This window comes from Kribbella sp. NBC_00482, assembly GCF_036013725.1.
GTDB lineage: Bacteria > Actinomycetota > Actinomycetes > Propionibacteriales > Kribbellaceae > Kribbella.
Genome location: NZ_CP107881.1, coordinates 1,080,442 through 1,096,406, shown reverse-complemented (window position 1 = coordinate 1,096,406; position 15,965 = coordinate 1,080,442). Strand labels below are relative to the sequence as shown.

At 68.5% G+C, this 15,965-nt stretch carries 17 protein-coding genes; 10 read left to right on the top strand and 7 right to left on the bottom strand.

What is annotated here, in order from left to right:
* Window positions 1–32 precede the first annotated feature (32 nt).
* The 4 genes from truA to OHB24_RS05480 are packed head-to-tail and all read left to right on the top strand — an operon-like array spanning window position 33 to window position 2,754.
* Window positions 33–845, top strand: coding sequence for a tRNA pseudouridine(38-40) synthase TruA (gene truA, locus OHB24_RS05495; protein WP_327637860.1), 813 nt, complete (start codon window positions 33–35; stop codon window positions 843–845).
* Window positions 838–1,452 carry a class I SAM-dependent methyltransferase gene (locus OHB24_RS05490; protein WP_327637859.1) on the top strand — a complete coding sequence of 205 codons (615 nt, stop codon included), beginning with the start codon at window positions 838–840 and terminating at the stop codon, window positions 1,450–1,452. The genes truA and OHB24_RS05490 overlap by 8 nt, the downstream gene beginning before the upstream one ends.
* Before the next feature lie 17 nt (window positions 1,453–1,469).
* The gene (locus OHB24_RS05485; RefSeq protein WP_327637858.1) at window positions 1,470–1,991 is read left to right on the top strand and encodes a SigE family RNA polymerase sigma factor; all 522 of its coding nucleotides are present in this window, start codon (window positions 1,470–1,472) and stop codon (window positions 1,989–1,991) included.
* A complete protein-coding gene (locus OHB24_RS05480; protein WP_327637857.1) occupies window positions 1,984–2,754 on the top strand; it encodes a hypothetical protein in 771 nt (256 codons plus the stop codon). The genes OHB24_RS05485 and OHB24_RS05480 overlap by 8 nt, the downstream gene beginning before the upstream one ends.
* Window position 2,755: 1 nt before the next feature.
* On the opposite strand, the gene OHB24_RS05475 is transcribed toward OHB24_RS05480, so the two are convergent.
* From OHB24_RS05475 to OHB24_RS05465, 3 genes are read right to left on the bottom strand one after another with little or no spacing between them, the layout of a single operon-like run.
* On the bottom strand, window positions 2,756–3,916 hold the full coding sequence (locus OHB24_RS05475) for a hypothetical protein (protein WP_327637856.1): 1,161 nt from the start codon (window positions 3,914–3,916) through the stop codon (window positions 2,756–2,758).
* Complete coding sequence (locus tag OHB24_RS05470) at window positions 3,913–4,122, bottom strand: hypothetical protein (protein WP_327637855.1); 210 nt, start codon at window positions 4,120–4,122, stop codon at window positions 3,913–3,915. The genes OHB24_RS05475 and OHB24_RS05470 overlap by 4 nt, the downstream gene beginning before the upstream one ends.
* A 9-nt stretch (window positions 4,123–4,131) precedes the next feature.
* Window positions 4,132–5,262, bottom strand: a complete 1,131-nt coding sequence (locus tag OHB24_RS05465; protein WP_327637854.1) for a hypothetical protein — start codon at window positions 5,260–5,262, stop codon at window positions 4,132–4,134.
* A 54-nt stretch (window positions 5,263–5,316) separates the two neighbouring features.
* On the opposite strand from OHB24_RS05465, the gene OHB24_RS05460 reads away from it, so the two are divergent.
* Entirely contained in the window at window positions 5,317–6,999 is a 1,683-nt protein-coding gene (locus tag OHB24_RS05460; RefSeq protein WP_327637853.1) for an ABC-F family ATP-binding cassette domain-containing protein, read from the top strand.
* A gap of 202 nt (window positions 7,000–7,201) precedes the next feature.
* Window positions 7,202–8,956 (top strand): hypothetical protein, encoded by a 1,755-nt coding sequence (locus tag OHB24_RS05455; RefSeq protein WP_327637852.1) that lies wholly within the window; start codon window positions 7,202–7,204, stop codon window positions 8,954–8,956.
* On the opposite strand, the gene OHB24_RS05450 is transcribed toward OHB24_RS05455, so the two are convergent.
* On the bottom strand, window positions 8,953–9,921 hold the full coding sequence (locus OHB24_RS05450; protein WP_327637851.1) for a hypothetical protein: 969 nt from the start codon (window positions 9,919–9,921) through the stop codon (window positions 8,953–8,955). The two genes, OHB24_RS05455 and OHB24_RS05450, sit on opposite strands and share 4 nt — an antisense overlap.
* Window positions 9,918–10,466 (bottom strand): TetR/AcrR family transcriptional regulator, encoded by a 549-nt coding sequence (locus OHB24_RS05445; RefSeq protein ID WP_327637850.1) that lies wholly within the window; start codon window positions 10,464–10,466, stop codon window positions 9,918–9,920. Before OHB24_RS05445 ends, OHB24_RS05450 begins: the two co-directional genes overlap by 4 nt.
* Window positions 10,467–10,588: 122 nt before the next feature.
* Here OHB24_RS05445 and OHB24_RS05440 point away from each other — a divergent pair, with 122 nt between their 5' ends.
* The gene (locus OHB24_RS05440; RefSeq protein ID WP_327637849.1) at window positions 10,589–11,044 is read left to right on the top strand and encodes a nuclear transport factor 2 family protein; all 456 of its coding nucleotides are present in this window, start codon (window positions 10,589–10,591) and stop codon (window positions 11,042–11,044) included.
* Between the two features lie 360 nt (window positions 11,045–11,404).
* On the opposite strand, the gene OHB24_RS05435 is transcribed toward OHB24_RS05440, so the two are convergent.
* Complete coding sequence (locus OHB24_RS05435) at window positions 11,405–12,691, bottom strand: citrate synthase (RefSeq protein ID WP_238173335.1); 1,287 nt, start codon at window positions 12,689–12,691, stop codon at window positions 11,405–11,407.
* A gap of 285 nt (window positions 12,692–12,976) precedes the next feature.
* On the opposite strand from OHB24_RS05435, the gene rplM reads away from it, so the two are divergent.
* Genes rplM through glmM form a run of 3 tightly spaced genes read left to right on the top strand, consistent with a single transcriptional unit; the run spans window position 12,977 to window position 15,331 of the window.
* The gene (rplM, locus tag OHB24_RS05430) at window positions 12,977–13,420 is read left to right on the top strand and encodes a 50S ribosomal protein L13 (protein ID WP_130384605.1); all 444 of its coding nucleotides are present in this window, start codon (window positions 12,977–12,979) and stop codon (window positions 13,418–13,420) included.
* Window positions 13,421–13,455: 35 nt separating this feature from the next.
* Window positions 13,456–13,977 (top strand): 30S ribosomal protein S9, encoded by a 522-nt coding sequence (gene rpsI, locus OHB24_RS05425; protein WP_327637848.1) that lies wholly within the window; start codon window positions 13,456–13,458, stop codon window positions 13,975–13,977.
* Window positions 13,978–13,984: 7 nt separating this feature from the next.
* Window positions 13,985–15,331: a phosphoglucosamine mutase gene (gene glmM / locus OHB24_RS05420; RefSeq protein WP_327637847.1), complete on the top strand. Its 1,347-nt coding sequence runs from the start codon at window positions 13,985–13,987 to the stop codon at window positions 15,329–15,331.
* Window positions 15,332–15,382: 51 nt separating this feature from the next.
* Here the strand turns inward: glmM and OHB24_RS05415 are convergent, their stop codons facing one another.
* Complete coding sequence (locus OHB24_RS05415) at window positions 15,383–15,955, bottom strand: dihydrofolate reductase family protein (RefSeq protein ID WP_327637845.1); 573 nt, start codon at window positions 15,953–15,955, stop codon at window positions 15,383–15,385.
* Window positions 15,956–15,965 lie beyond the last annotated feature (10 nt).

Here is a 15,965-nt window from a genome sequence, read left to right as displayed (position 1 = left end):
CCTGCAACGGGCTCTGTTGGTTAGATTGGCGTGTGCGTTGGCGGATTGACCTGAGGTACGACGGAGCGGCCTTTCACGGGTGGGCTCGTCAGGAGAGTCTCCGTACCGTGCAGGGGGAGCTCGAAGAGGCGGTCCGCGTCGTACTGCGGCTGCCGGAGCCGGTGAGCGTGACCTGTGCCGGCCGGACGGACACCGGTGTCCACGCCCGGGGGCAGGTCACCCACGTCGACGTCGAAGGCGCTGTGGACCCGCTGAGGCTCTTGAGAGGGCTGAACGGCGTCCTGTCCGAGGATGTAGCTGTCACGGCCGTCACGGCGGCTCCTGAGGGCTTTGACGCCAGGTTCTCCGCCCTGGCCCGCCGGTACGTGTACCGGCTGTGCGATGACCCGGTCGGCTGGGACCCGCTCACCCGGGGACATGTCCTGCGGGTGGGGCGGCCGATGGATGTGGATCGTATGAACGCTGCCGCGACCGGTCTGCTCGGAGAGCACGACTTCGCGGCGTTCTGCAAGAAGCGGGAAGGCGCGAGCACGGTGCGGGCGCTGCTGGAGTTCTCGTGGCAGCGGACCGGCGTAGGACAGTTGGAGGGCACTGTGATCGCAGATGCCTTCTGTCACTCGATGGTGCGGGCACTGGTGGGGTCGATGATCCCTGTGGGCGACGGACGTCGGGACGTCGAGTGGCCGGCCGCAGTACTGGCTGGAAAGGTGCGGGACTCGGCTGTGTCGGTCCTGCCTGCGCACGGGCTGACACTGGAAGAAGTGCGCTACCCGGCGGACAACGAGCTGGCCGCTCGGGCGTTGCAGGCCCGTCAGGTCAGGGGAGAGGTGCACCAGCGTGGCTGACCACTACTTCTCGGCGGAGCCTGGCTCTCCGGACGTACGGCGTACCGTCGAGGGCCGGATCTGGGGACGGGAGTACACGTTCACCACCGCGACCGGGGTGTTCTCGCGGGACCGGCTGGACATCGGTACGGCGGTGTTGCTGCGGGAGGTGGAGCCGCCGCGCACGGCCGGGACGTTCCTCGACCTGGGGACCGGCTACGGACCGATCGCTTGTGCGCTGGCTGTTGAGGTGCCGGAGGCAACGGTGTGGGCAGTCGACGTGAACACGCGCGCGCTCGAGCTGACCGCGGAGAACGCCAAGGCGGCGGGGGTCGCGAACCGGGTGCGGGCGGTGCTGCCGGACGACGTACCTGAGGATGTGCGGTTCGACGAGATCTGGTCGAACCCGGCGATCCACATCGGCAAACCCGAGCTCCACAAGATGCTGCTGCGCTGGCTGGAACGCCTTGCACCCGGCGGCGTGGGATGGTTCGTCGTTGGCAAGAACCTGGGCGGCGACTCCCTACAGCGCTGGATGACGGACCAGGGCTACCCGTGCGAGCGGGTCGGTAGCGCGAAAGGCTTCCGGGTACTGCGTGCAACGAATGCAGGTCCGGCACCGTCCTGAGGGGTATGGAGGCAGTCTTGGCGGCAGCTGAGGTTCGGACGGGGCCGCTCGACTTCGAGGTGTGGGTCACCGAGAAGGCGGATGCCCTGCTGCGGTTCGCGTATGTCCTCACGGGCGACGCGACCCTGGCCGAGGACGCCGTACAGGACGCTCTGACGACAGCGTGTGCGCGCTGGGGCCGGGTGAGTCGTGCAGACGACCCCGAGGCGTACGTGAAGCGGATGGTGGTGAACGCGCACATCTCCTGGTGGCGGCGGTTCCGCCGACGGGAGGCGCCGGTCGACGACCCGGTGCGCACCGCGCGTGCCGTTTCGGACGGTACGGCGGCCCGCGCGGAGGCGGATGCCATCTGGGACCTGTGCGCGACGCTCCCGGACAAGCAGCGAGCAGCCGTCGTACTGCGGTTCTACGAGGAGCTCTCGTACGCCGAGATCGCCCAACTGCTGCACTGCGCGGAGGCGACGGCGCGGTCGCACGTACATCGAGCACTGGCAGCGTTGAAGACCACACTGAGCACGGAAGGAGCCGAGGATGCCTGAGCAGCACGACCCTGAGCAGGAGCTCGGCCCCAAGATCACCTCTGCGTTCCAGGACCACGCCGGCGCCCAGGGGATGGAGACGACCGGTCTGGCCCGTGAGGCACGTCGACGCGTGCACCGCCGTCGGCAGGCGATGTCGATGGCTGCTGGTGCGGTGCTGGTGGTTGCGGCCGTCGGTGGCGTGTGGGGCCTGCTGGGCGGCGAGTCACCAGTCGCCACGAGCCACAGCGACTCTGCCTCCGAGGGCAAGGCTGCTGCACCGGCGGAGAGGCCTTCACAAGGCATAGCGCCGAACACCCAGTCTGAGAAGGCAGGCTGTCCGGTCCAGCACCCGATCCAGCGGGTCGCGGCGCCGAACGACGTACCGACGGGGACCGGGCTCGACCTGAACACTCCGGTGACCGGTCTGAGCGCGTGCCGTTACAGCACAGGCCAGGGTGGTCTGCTCGGACAGCAGGACTTCGACGCAGCCGTTGCACAGCAGGTGGTCGACGCGATCAAGGTGCTCCCGGAGCGGAACCCGGACCTGCCGGTGTTCAAGTGCGCTCCGCAGGTCGCCAAGCCGTCCGAGGCGATCGCGCTCCGCTTCAGCACCGCAGCCGGGACCAAGGAGATCTGGGTCGTGTACGACGGGTGCTCGTCGGCCGGGTTCTTCACCGGCAGCCACATCTATGGGCTGTACTCCGCACCGCTGAAGCTGTTCATGACGGGCTCGGTTCGCCCGTCCGGCGGCACCTACCTGAGCGCGCTCAAGGACTGGTAGCTCACTCGACCCCGCGGTCGGGCTTGCGGGCCGAGCCGATGTGCCGGACGTTGTCAGGGCGCCCACCGGTGTCGACCGCCGAGTCCTGGCGCTGGCTCGGTGCGGTGTGCGACCACAGGAACTGCTGCAGCTTGGCGATCTCCTGCTCGCGCGCGTTCGGGTACACCTGTTCGGGCAGCCGCTCGTAGTACTCCTTCTCGCGCCCCGCGACCGGTTGCTGCGCCGGCCAGCCCGCATCGGACCAGATCTGCTGGATCTCCTCCTCGCGGTCGACGAACTTCTCGCGCAGCGAGTCGGGCAGCTCCGGCGGCTCGACGCCCGGGTGCTCCGCGTTCCAGGACTCGTAGTGGTCCTTGATGCTGTCGAGGTTCGCGCTGAACTCGATTTCGGTCCACTCTGCCGAGTCCCAGCCCCACTTGTGCTTCGACCCTGGGTGGGTGAGTGCGCTCATCTCCGTCATCGTGAGGCCGCCGAGTCCGCGGCGAAGCGGCCCGGTCAGGTCCTCGCGCAGTTGGGCGCGGTGCGACTCGGGGATCAGCTCGCCCACCTGATGGTCGAGCGCCCGGTCGGCGATCGCGTTGAACCGCTGCGTGCGCGGTGTGCTGTCGATGAGCTCGCCGAGCTGGCTGTGGCTCAGCCCGGTCGCGCCGCCCAGCGTGTACTGCAGCCGGTCCGTGGCCGCCGAGTACGCCGGGAACGCCGGGGCCTGAGCGCTCAGGGACAGCCACTGGTCGGTCATACTCTCAGCGATCCGGCCGCTGTACTCCCGGCTGAAGTCGTCGCACCGTGCGTTCTCGAGGGCGATGTCCTCGAGCGACCCGATCGGTGTCGCGCCGGGCACGCTGTCGTCGCCGACCTCGGACATCGAGAGCCGTGCATTGAACACCGCCATCGTGGTCGCACTGGCGGCCGCGAACCGCTCGTCCTCGGTGAGCACCTGACCCGGGGTGTAGGCCGGGCGGGCCGGATCGAGGACGTGCTCCCGGCTGATCGTCATGCTGCCGTCGGGAAGGCAGACGCCGGCGACCGGTCCGGGCTGCTCGTACAGCTTCCCGTTCCAGCGGGAGGGTCGGCCGGAGTACTCCTCGGCCTTGGCGACGACCGACGAGACCCAGTCGTGCTCCCAGGTGCCCGGGGGGATCTCCGGACCGCGCTCGTTCATCGGCTCTCCTTCGGCAGCCCGGCCAGCCGTTGCGCGAGCGAGCTGTTCATCAGCAGTACGGCGGCCCGCTGGTCCGGCGCTGCCTGAGGCAGCAGTTCACCGATCTGCTGGATCGTCCGCTCGAGCTCGGCGACCAGCTCCGGCCCGGAGGCAGCCGACATCATGACTTCGGCGTACAGCCGCTGTGCTTCCCGATAAACGTCCATCCCCGCCGATCATTCCTTTCCAAAGGGTCGACTACCCAGCCGCTGCGCCGCCCAGGCCCCAGCGGGTGCCGCCGCCGCGGCAGCGCCCGCCGCTGCACCTGCGCCCGCTGCCGCGCCGCCTGCCGCTCCACCGCCGGCACCTCCTGCGGAGCCACCGCCGAGGCCGACCTGGGTGCCGTTGTCCAAGAACTGCCGCAGGTGTGCGGTCTCCAGGTCCGCGGTGGATCGCCCGTAGTACGTCTCGATGCGCTCGACCAGCGCCCTGTCCGCCACAGACATCGGCATCCGTGGCGGGTTGTCGCCGTACTGCCGGTAGTGGTGTTCGATGTCGGCCAGTTCGCTTTCCAGGCGTTGCACAGCTGTAGCGGCCGTACCGCCTGCCTGGTCTGCGAGCTCGCTCGGGAGGGCGGTGTTCGGGTCGTAGTCCGCGAGCTTCGCCAGCTCCTCGCGCAGGGGCCGGGTGAGCCGGAGGCGGATCTGCGACCGGTGCTCCGGCGGCATCAGACCATCCAGGCGCGAGTCGATGACCACATCGGCCATCGCGTTGTACCGCTGCGCGAACGGCTGCCCGTCGACAGCTGCCAGGACCTCCTCCGGCGACCGGCCGCTGATCTTGTGCAGGCCGTCCAGCACCCCCTGTACGCCGGTTTTGTACCCGGCGTAGAACGTCGTGACCGTCACGTCGTTGATCCGCGGAACCGCCTTGTCCATGCCGATGTCCCGGATGACCTGGTTGACGATCCGGTCCCGCTTGATGTCCGCGAGCCCCTCGGTAACGGCCACGCCCTCCGGCGAGGTGTAGGCGACGGCGTCGGGTGCGTTCTCGTCGCCCACCGAGTGCTGGTGGTGATCGGTCTCGTGGACCACGAGCATCGCTCCGCGCCTGGCCAGGCCGGTTTCCGTGAGGCTCAACGGTCCCGAGGTGTCGTACGCGTGCGTCACCTGGTCGAGGACGGCCCGGCTGATCGTCATCGGTCCGTCGATGACCGCCCCACCGGTGTTCTCGCCGAGCTGTTCGTAGAGCCGCCGGTTCCACGAGGAGCGCCTGCCGGTGCGGCGCTCGACTGCGTCCACGATGCTCGCCACCCACGCGTACTCACGGGTGCCAGGCAGGATCTCCGGACCGACAGCGATCGTCACGGGCGTCACGATAACTGGTCGCGTGGGGGTTGCCGGGGCCGTCAGACTGGGGGGATGGGTCACGTGGATGTCGCCGGTGTGGGGTTCGAGCTGCCGGACGGGCGGGTGTTGCTGGACGACGTCACGTTCCGGGTCGGGGACGGCGCGAAGGTGGCGCTGGTCGGGGCGAACGGTTCGGGCAAGACCACCCTCACCAGGATCATCGCCGGCGACCTGAAGCCGCACAGTGGCAGCATCGCCCGGTCCGGTGGGCTGGGCGTGATGCGGCAGTTCGTCGGCTCGGTGCGCGACTCGTCGACCGTGCGCGACCTGCTGCTCGCTGTGGCGCCCGAGGCGATCCAGCAGGCCTCGGCCAAGCTGGACAAGGCCGAGCAGAAGATGATGGACGCGGACGACGAGAAGACCCAGCTCCGGTACGCGCAGGCCGTGGCGGACTGGGGCGAGGTCGGTGGGTACGACGCGGAGGTCCTCTGGGACGTCTGTACGACGTCCGCACTCGGCGTACCGTTCGACCGCTGTCGCTGGCGTGAGGTGAAGACGCTGTCCGGCGGTGAGCAGAAGCGACTGGTGCTTGAGGCGTTGCTGCGCGGGCCGGACGAAGTACTGATGCTTGACGAGCCCGACAACTACCTCGACGTACCAGGGAAGCGGTGGCTGGAAGAGCAGCTGCGTACCTCCGACAAGACCGTGCTGTACATCAGCCACGACCGGGAGCTGCTGGCCAACACCGCTACCCGGATCGTCACCGTAGAGCTCGGTGCAGCCGGCAACAACGCGTGGACGCACAGCGGCGGGTTCGCGACGTACCACGAGGCCCGACGGCACCGGTTCGAGCGTTTCGAGGAGCTGCGCAAGCGCTGGGACGAGCAGCACGCCAAGCTGCGTGCACTGATGCTCATGTACAAGCAGAAGGCGGCGTACAACTCCGGCATGGCGTCGCGCTACCAGGCGGCGCAGACGAGGCTGCGCAAGTTCGAGGAGGCTGGTCCGCCGCAGGCCCTGCCGCGCGAGCAGAAGGTCAGCATGCGCCTGACCGGCGGCCGCACCGGCAAGCGGGCCGTGGTGTGCACCGCACTCGAGCTGACCGGGCTGATGAAGCCCTTCGACCTCGAGGTCTGGTACGGCGAACGTGTCGCCGTACTGGGGTCCAACGGGTCCGGGAAGTCGCACTTCCTGCGGCTGCTCGCCAACGGTGGTTCGGATCCGGATGTGGAGCACGAGCCCGTTGGCGACGTACAGATCCCGTCTGTGGCGCACACCGGCAGCGCCAAGCTCGGTGCGCGCGTGCGGCCGGGCTGGTTCGCGCAGACCCACGAGCACCCGGAGCTGGTCGGTAGGACGTTGCTGGAGATCCTGCACCGCGGTGACGACCACCGGGACGGGATGGGTCGCGAGCTGGCGTCGCGGAAGCTGGACCGGTACGAGCTGGCGCACGCGGCCGAGCAGACCTTCGACAGCCTGTCAGGAGGCCAGCAGGCCCGTTTCCAGATCCTCCTCCTGGAGCTGTCCGGTGCGACCCTGCTGCTCCTCGACGAGCCCACCGACAACCTGGACGTCGAGTCGGCCGAGGCACTGGAGGAAGGCCTCGACTCGTTCGACGGCACCGTCCTCGCGGTGACCCACGACCGCTGGTTCGCGCGGGGCTTCGACCGCTACCTGGTCTTCGGCGCTGACGGCTCGGTCTACGAACCCGACGAGCCGGTCTGGGACGAAGGCCGCGTACAAAGGGCTCGCTGACCTTAGGTCCTGTCTGGTGATCCCACGCCTACTGCGGGGCACTCGGCACGGCACCTCGCCGCACGGGTGCAAAGGCCACGATGCTCCGCATCGAGACCTTCGCCCCCGCACGCCGAGCCACCGCACCGAGCACCTCCTCGCTACGGCGTGGGATCACCAGACAGGACCTAGAGTTCTCCCACACTGTGGAGGGGGGACTGCGATGACAGGCGATCTGGCTGGCCGCTGGGCCGGCACCGTGGTTCCGAGCTGGCTCTACCGCTGGCTCCTGCCGGTTGTCTGGCTCGGGGCGATTGTGGCGTCGGTTGCCGGCGACACCGGTCGCTGCTCGGTCGAGGACCCCACGGTCTGCGGCCCGGACCGGACGTTCTCACTGGCGATGATCGCCTGCTTCGCGTCGCTCGTCCTGCTGTGGTGGCGGCCGATGGTTGCCGCGGCCTCAGGCGTGCTGTTCATGGTCCTCGACCTCCGGTACGACGACATCGCCTCGGCGCGGATCGGCTGGACCGTGTACGGCGTCCTGTGTGCCGTACTGCTGATGTGGGACTTCACGAGCCGCCGTAGGCAACGGTCCCTGGCCGCGCGGATGCCGCGACAGCAGGTGCAGGTGCCGGCGGCCGCATCGATCGGTGTGACCAGCCGCCTCCTCGTGGCGGGCGGTCTGGTGCTGGTGGGCGCCGCCGCGCTCGGTCTGATGCACTGGCAGGACCAGCGCGAGGAAACGCATGTACGACGTGCAGTCGAGCAGACAGCTGTCGTGACGGGCATGACCGATGACGGGGACCTCGTACTCCAGTTGCCCGACGGCCGCAGCCACACCGTGACGGTGCTCGACGACTACGAGACCGGTGCGCAGGTCCCAGTCCTCGTGGACCCTGCGGACCCGGACTGGCTCCGGCTGCGCGCAGAGCTCGCCGACAACACCTACTGGTACACGGTGGCTGGCGGCGCGTGGGTGCTGGCCCTGCTGTTCCTGCTGCGCGACATCCAGCTCCGTAGGGCCCGCCCGCGCAGGTTCTGGAACGGGCAGGCCATGCCGGTCCGAATCGAGCCGGACGCATCCTCTGCGTTCGCGGTCCGGTCAGCGGACGGCGCGGTCCTGTTGGGCTTTCTCGAGACCGATCTGGACGACGAGGAGAGCGACCTGCGGTTGTTCGACGCCTTCACTGCACTCGACGAGGACGAAGGCGCCGCACCGGCCAGGCTCAAGCGGGAGTGGGCGGAAACGCTTAAGCGATACCGCGGCGACGCACTACTGGTAGGCGATCTGGCAGAGGGCAGCTGGCCGACGCTCGTGCTCGGCGATCAGGTGCTCCGACCAGTCAGCCCCTTCCGGGCTCCGCGGCGGGTGCCGTGGAGCACCGAGTCCACGCAGGGCCTGCCCGAGCCGCACCCCGACACCAGCACACCGTCCGAGTCGACGGTAGACCCGGCGCGGGAAGTGCCGACACTGCCGTGGGAGGTTCCGCTGCAGACACGGGCGTGGTGGAATCTGCCGGCGTTCATCGCCGTACTGGTCGTTGCGCCGGTCGCTGTCGGGACCTTTGCGAGCTGGGGTGAGTGGTTCGCCGCCTTCATGGCGACCGCCGTCGGCGCACAGTTGGTGCATTCACTCGGTTCACGCGCGCTCTTCCGTGTCACTGCGACTGCGACCGACCTGTGGATTCGCACCGGCTGGTTCGAGCGACGCCTGTCGTGGCGGTCCGTGGAGTCGGTAGAGGTCGAGGAGGACGGGCTCAGCCTGGAGGCAGGTGACGACTGGCACGTCGTCGGCGGTATCGCGGAGAAGGAGCTGGCCAACATCGCGGCCGTGTTCGAGACGCTCCGGTTGCGTTCGCGCACCGGTCTGCCGGTGGAGCCTGCTGCCCGCCGGCCATCGCCGGTGCTGCTGATCAACGCGGTCTACGTAGCCGTCTGCGTCCTCATCCTCGCGCTGACCCGCTGGAACCCGTTCTAGGGGGTGTCGCACCAGCCGTCGCGGTACGCCGCCCAGTGCTCGTCGGTGGCCGCGAAGTCGACGTACAGGGCCAGACCGAAGTTCTGACGTGGTGAGTCGCCGAGGCCGAGGCGTGCGCCGCGGACTGCTGCGCTGACGGTCTCCGCGTTGCCCCAGTGGGAGGGGTTGTTCTCCCAGTACGCCGGGAGTCCCATGAGGAGGTCCGTGGCTGGTGGGGTGACCTCCAGCGCCAGCTTGGTCTGCTTGGCGACGTACCCGCCGTACAAGGACTCCAGCGGCAGTGCGGTGTCGTAGGACATGACGGCGACCTGGTTGACCCGTTCCGCGACCTGGCGGAAGTAGTCCTGTGACCACCACTTGTCGACGGGGATCAGGTGCAGATACCAGAGCGGGTCGATCTGCGCGGCCGCGACGGACAACGTCGTACCCAACGCACGGGTCTCGTCCAGCACGGCCAGGTAGCCCTTCGACCCGGACCGTACCGGCTCGAAGTCGTAGTGGATGCCCTGAAACCCCTGCTGCAGAACGGCGGACGCCGACTCGACGACCCGCTGGCGGACGGCCGAATCATCGAGATTCATACCGGGATCCTTGCCAGGCTGTACGACGTCGCCGAGCCAGGCCTGCACGCGGACGGCGGGAGCTGCGGCATGCACCGCATCGACGAACCAGCGCGCCTTCGGTGAAACCTTTGCCAACGGCAACGAGCCGTCGTGCTCCAGCGGACCGGTGTGGACGTAGAGGTCGCGGATGCCGGTGCCCTGCAGCCGTTGCGCCAGCGCGGTCACGTCCGCGGCGGTTTTCCGGCCGTCGACCCAGGCGTGACCGAGCCAGATCGCGTCCTGGTTGCGGGTCCGGGCCGTCGGGTCGCCGGCGTACTGCACGCGCAGTGAGATCGCGTAGGCCCCGAGCGGAACGATCAGGAGCAGCAGCAGGGCAACGACGATCTTGAGAAAGCGCCTCACCCGCGAGGTTTCAGGCCGTCGTAGATCAGGGCGAGCATCCGGTCGCGGGTCTCCGGGTCGAGCTTCGCCGCGGTCGCGCCGCGGGACGCGCCGATCAGCAGCGCGTAGACCTCGGGCATCTCCGCGTCGGTCCGGACCGCGCCGGCCTTCTGGGCCGCGGTCAGCAACCCGCTGAACGCCTCCCGCATCCCGCGCCCGGCCTCCCGCGCCTCCTCACCGGCCGCTGCCCCCGCCGCGGTCAGCGCTTCGGCGATCGCGAGCTTCGACTCGGACTCCGACACGACCTGCGTGAAGAACTCGAAGAACGCCGTACCCGGATCGTCGCTGCCGGCCAGCTCCAGGGCCCGGTCCCGGATCCGCTCCAGGCGCAGCGTCAGCACCGCCTCGAGCAGCTCGGTCTTGGTCGCGAAGTGCCGGAACACGGTCGCGATCCCGACCCCGGCCATCCTCGCCACATCGTCGGTCGACGCTCCCGGCGACCGCCCGAAGACGTCGTCCGCGGCCGTCATGATCCTGGCCCGATTGTCCCGTGCGTCTGCTCGCACCCCAGCTCCCCTCCGTCGCACCTCAGCCTAGAAGACGCCGCGAACGCCTCCGAGGTTGTAAACGAAGTTGAGACTCCATATATTCGAAGTCATCACTCCGTTTATACCCTGTGAGGAATCCGATGACTCCTGAAGAGGTCTTCCTGAAGCTCGTGCACGGCGTCGCCGACCGCGACTTCGCCGTCCTGCCGGAGCTGTACGCCGAGCAGACCGACGTCCGGCACCCGATGAACCCGTACGGCGACCATCCGCTGCTCAGCCGCGCCGCGCTCCGCGAGCACTTCGGCGGGGTCGGCCCGCGGGTCACCGAGGTGGTGCGCTTCCAGCCGGACAACCTTCGGGTGCACCAGACCACCGACCCCGAGGTGATCGTGGCCGAGTTCGAGTACGCCGGGACGATCGTGGCCACCGGCGAGCCGTTCCGGGTGCCGGCGATCTTCGTACTCCGGGTGCGGGACGGGCTGATCGTGGAGTCCCGGGACTACATCGACCACCTCGCGATGATCCGCGCCCGCGGCCAGGTCGACGAACTCGTCGCCCACCTCCGGGAACCGGCCGAGGCACCGGCCGCGTCCTAACCCCCAGAGGCGCCGAACGGCCCCGGACCGAGACCCACCGTCCGCCCGGGGCCGTTTCCAAAGGACACCGCTCCGAGGCGCCTGTCTTAGACGGCTGGTGGGACTGGGGACACCCCGTGGGGGCGGGGCACAGGAAATAGCCTGTCCCGACACCCCAGCGCCTGTTCCCAGTCCGGCGGCGGGGCGCAGCCACGCGCGGGCAGCACCCGGCGCCAACACATCCACCCCCACAACGGTCCGCGCACGCCGCCGAAGGCGCCGAAAGGCAGCCGCCGCGAAGCGGTGTCCTTTCGGGTGCGGGGACACAAGACAGCCGCCGCGAAGCGGGGCTTCGCGGCGGCTGGTTGGGATCTTCCGGGGTTAGCGGTCGCCCATCGGGACGTACTGGACGCCTCGCGCGCCGGTGTAGATCTGCTTCGGGCGGGCGATCTTCTGGTCGCCGTCGCCGAGCATCTCCAGCCACTGGGCCAGCCAGCCGGAGGTCCGCGGGATCGCGAACAGCACGGTGAACATGTCCGGCGGGAACTGCAGCGCCTCGTAGATCAGGCCGGAGTAGAAGTCGACGTTCGGGTAGAGCTTGCGGGAGACGAAGTACTCGTCCTCCAGCGCGATCTTCTCCAGCTCGACGGCGATCTTCAGCAGCGGGTTGATGCCGGTGACCTCGAAGACGTCGTCGGCGGCCTTCTTGATGATCTTGGCCCGCGGGTCGTAGTTCTTGTAGACCCGGTGGCCGAAGCCCATCAGCCGTTCTTCGCCGTTCTTGACGCCCTCGATGAACGACGGCACGTTGTCGATCGAGCCGATCCGGCGGAGCATCTTCAGCACCGCTTCGTTGGCGCCGCCGTGCAGCGGGCCGTAGAGCGCGCCGATCCCGCCGGCCACCGCGGTGTACGGGTCGACCTGGGTCGAGCCGATCGCGCGGACCGCGTTCGTGGAGGCGTTCTGCTCGTGGTCGGCGTGCAGGATGAACAGGATCTCCAGCGCGCGCACCAGGCGGTCGTCGGCGGCGTACTTCGGCTCGCTCATCTTGAACAGCATCGACAGGAAGTTCGCCGTGTAGCTGAGCTCGTTGTCCGGGTACACGTACGGCTTGCCCTGGGCGTGCCGGAACGCGAACGCGCCGAGCGTCGGCATCTTCGCGATCAGCCGCCGGATCTGCAGCGCCCGGGACTCCTCGTCGAAGATGTTGCGCGACTCGGGGTAGAACGTGGACAGCGCGCCGACCGAGGCCAGCAGCATGCCCATCGGGTGCGCGTCGTACCGGAAGCCCTGCATGAAGGTCTTCAGGTTCTCGTGCACGAACGTGTGATACGTCACGTCGTGCGCCCAGGCCTCGTACTCCGCCTTGTTCGGCAGCTTGCCGTTCACCAGGAGGTAGGCCACCTCGAGGTAGTTCGACTGCTCGGCGAGCTGCTCGATCGGGTACCCGCGGTACTCCAGGATGCCCTTGTCGCCGTCGATGAAGGTGACGGAGGAACGGCAGGACGCGGTGTTGACGAAGCCGGGGTCGTAGGTGGCCAGGCCACCGTCGCCGTCGGATGCGCTGATCTGCTTCAGGTCTGCGGCACGGATGGTGCCATCGGTGATGGCAAGGTCGAAGTCCTTGCCGGTCCGGTTGTCCCGGACGGTGAGCGACTGTTCGGTCACGATGCCCTCTTCGGAAGCTGGCGTCATCGCCTGGATGAATGAGGGTAGATCAGCCGGCGGGACGCGATTCGGACTGCAATCTTCACCGCTAAACTAGTGCGGTCCTCAGCTGCTTCCAAGCCGGGGTCCCCTCTGCGTGTGGGCTCACTTTGACCCGAACGTGGCCGCGCCGGTATTCTGGGCTGCTGTTGTGCGTTCCAGGTCCGGTACAGACACTGTTCTTGTCGGCTGACCGCTCGCCGACGTCCAGTTTGTTCAACCTCTGAGAAACGAAGGTCAACGACCGTGCGCACGTACAGCCCGAAGCCTGCTGACGTCACTCGTGAGTGGCTCGTGATCGACGCCACCGACGTCACGCTCGGTCGGCTCGCCGTCCAGATCGCCACCCTGCTGCGCGGCAAGCACAAGCCGACGTTCGCTCCGCACGTGGACGGCGGCGACTTCGTCGTGGTCGTCAACGCTTCCAAGGTGGCCCTGTCCGGCACCAAGCGGACCGACAAGCTGGCGTACCGTCACTCGGGTCACCCGGGTGGTCTGACGGCGACGCCGATCGGCGAGATCCTCGACAAGGACCCGCGCAAGGCCGTCGAGAAGGCCGTCTGGGGCATGCTCCCGAAGAACCGCCTGAGCCGGAAGCTGCTGACCAAGCTGAAGGTGTACGCCGGTCCGGAGCACCCGCACACGGCGCAGCAGCCGAAGCCGTTCGAGATCACCCAGATCGCCCAGTAAGCGATCGACGAACCAGGTAAACGAGGATTCACAGCGTGAGCGACATCACCACCGAGACCGAAGAGCTCGAGACCGAGGTGCCCATCGACACCGAGGGCCCGGTCGCCTACACCTCCGAGACGAACCCGGCTCCGGAGCAGCGCGCCGAGACGGGTCGGGTCGCGGTCATCAACCCGGCCGGCGCCACTGGTCGCCGCAAGGAGGCGATCGCCCGTGTGCGGATCGTCCCGGGGACCGGCAAGTGGAAGGTGAACGGGAAGGACCTCGACGTCTACTTCCCGAACAAGGTCCACCAGCAGCACGTGAACGAGCCGTTCGTCGTCGCGGGCCTCGAGGGCTCGTACGACGTGATCGCCCGGATCAACGGCGGCGGCATCACCGGCCAGGCCGGTGCGCTGCAGCTCGGCGTGGCTCGCTGCCTGAACGACGCCGACCGTGAGGCCAACCGCAAGGGCCTGAAGTCGGCCGGTCTGCTCAGCCGCGACTCGCGGATCAAGGAGCGGAAGAAGGCCGGGCTCAAGAAGGCCCGTAAGGCGCCTCAGTACAGCAAGCGCTGATCACCTGATGGGGCGTTTGTTCGGCACGGACGGAGTCCGTGGCCTGGCGAACGTGGACCTGACCGCGGAGCTGGCGCTCGACCTTTCGGTCGCGGCAGCTCACGTACTCGGCGAGGCCGGTGCCTTCGAAGGGCACCGGCCACGCGCCGTTGTGGGCCGGGATCCGCGTGCCAGTGGTGAGTTCCTGGAAGCCGCCGTGGTGGCCGGTCTGGCCAGCGCCGGCGTCGACGTGGTCCGGCTCGGTGTCCTGCCGACCCCGGCCGTGGCGCACCTGACCGGTTCGACCGGCTCCGATCTCGGCGTGATGCTGTCCGCCAGCCACAACCCGATGCCGGACAACGGCATCAAGTTCCTGGCTCGTGGCGGGATCAAGCTCGACGACGTGATCGAGGACGCCATCGAGGCCCGGATGAACGAGGAGTGGCAGCGTCCGACCGGTGCCGCCGTGGGCCGCGTCATCGACGACGGGCAGGGTTTCGAGACGTATGTCTCGCACCTGGTCCGCTCGTCACCGAACCGGTTCGACGGTCTCAAGGTCGTGATCGACTGCGCGAACGGCGCCGCCTCGCAGACCGCGCCGGAGGCACTGCGCCGGCTCGGCGCCGAGGTGATCACGGTCGCCGCCGCCCCGGACGGGCTGAACATCAACCTGAACTGCGGGTCCACGCATATCGACGGCCTGCAGCGCGAGGTCGTCGGGCACCGCGCCGACGTCGGGATCGCTCTCGACGGTGACGCGGACCGCTGCCTGGCGGTGGACGCGAACGGCGAACTCGTCGACGGCGACCAGATCCTCGCGATCCTGGCGCTGGCGATGCGGGACAGCGGCCGCCTGTCGAACGACACCGTGGTCGCGACCGTGATGAGCAACCTGGGCTTCGTGCAGGCGATGGTCCGGGAGCGGATCGCGGTCGAGCAGACCAAGGTCGGCGACCGGTACGTGCTCGAGGCGATGAAGGCCGGCGGCCACAAGCTCGGCGGTGAGCAGTCCGGGCACGTGATCCTGTCCGACCACGCGACCACCGGCGACGGCACGCTGACCGCGGTCATGCTGCTCGCCCGGGTCGCCCAGACGGGCAAGAGCCTGGCCGATCTGGCCGGTGCGATGACCCGCCTCCCGCAGGTCCTGGTCAACGTGAAGAACGTGGACAAGTCCCGCGCGGGCACCGATCCCGCGGTGCAGTCCGCGGTTGCCGAGGCCACCAAGCGCCTGGGTGACACCGGTCGGGTCCTGCTCCGCCCGTCGGGCACGGAGCCACTCGTCCGGGTGATGGTCGAAGCCGAGTCCTCGGACACGGCCGACGAGATCGCGCACGCCCTCGCAGACGTGGTCGCTTCCTCGCTGAAGCTCTGACAGCTCTGAAACAACAGGTACGCCGGAGGACCTCTCCGGCGTACCTGCTGTTTACGGGACCGGGCGGTAGCGGACGTTGATCTCGGCCCTTGAGCTTTCGCCGTTGAGAAGTTGCAGGTCGATGGGCGAGCCGCCGGGGTTGTCGAACAGGCGGATTCCGTCCCCTAGCAGCACCGGCGCGATGTGCAGGTCGATCTCGTCGATCAGTCCGACTTCGAGGAGCTGCCGGCCGATCGAGGCCGAGAGAACCTCCAGGTTCTTGCCGCCGGCAGCTTCGAGGCCGATGCGGGCCGCTTCGGCCACGTCGCAGTTGAGGAACGTCGTGTTGGGTGTCGGCGGGGCGTCCTCGGGATGGTGGGTGAGGATGAACACCGTTCCTTGCCACGTGCCGTCGTAGGTGGAGTCGGCGTCGGGGAAGGCGTCGAAACCGTCCCGGCCGCCCAGGATGGCACCGGTGGTTGCGATGTACTCCTGGGCGAGGTTGGGACGCAAGTTCGTGATGCCGTCCATCCAGTCCATGCTGTGCTTCGGACCGGCGACGAATCCGTCGAGCGACATCGTGAAGTGCCACAGGACCTTGCCTGCGGCGGTCTGCGGTTCGGTGTCCGGGAGTGCGGTGCTCATCGGGATCTCC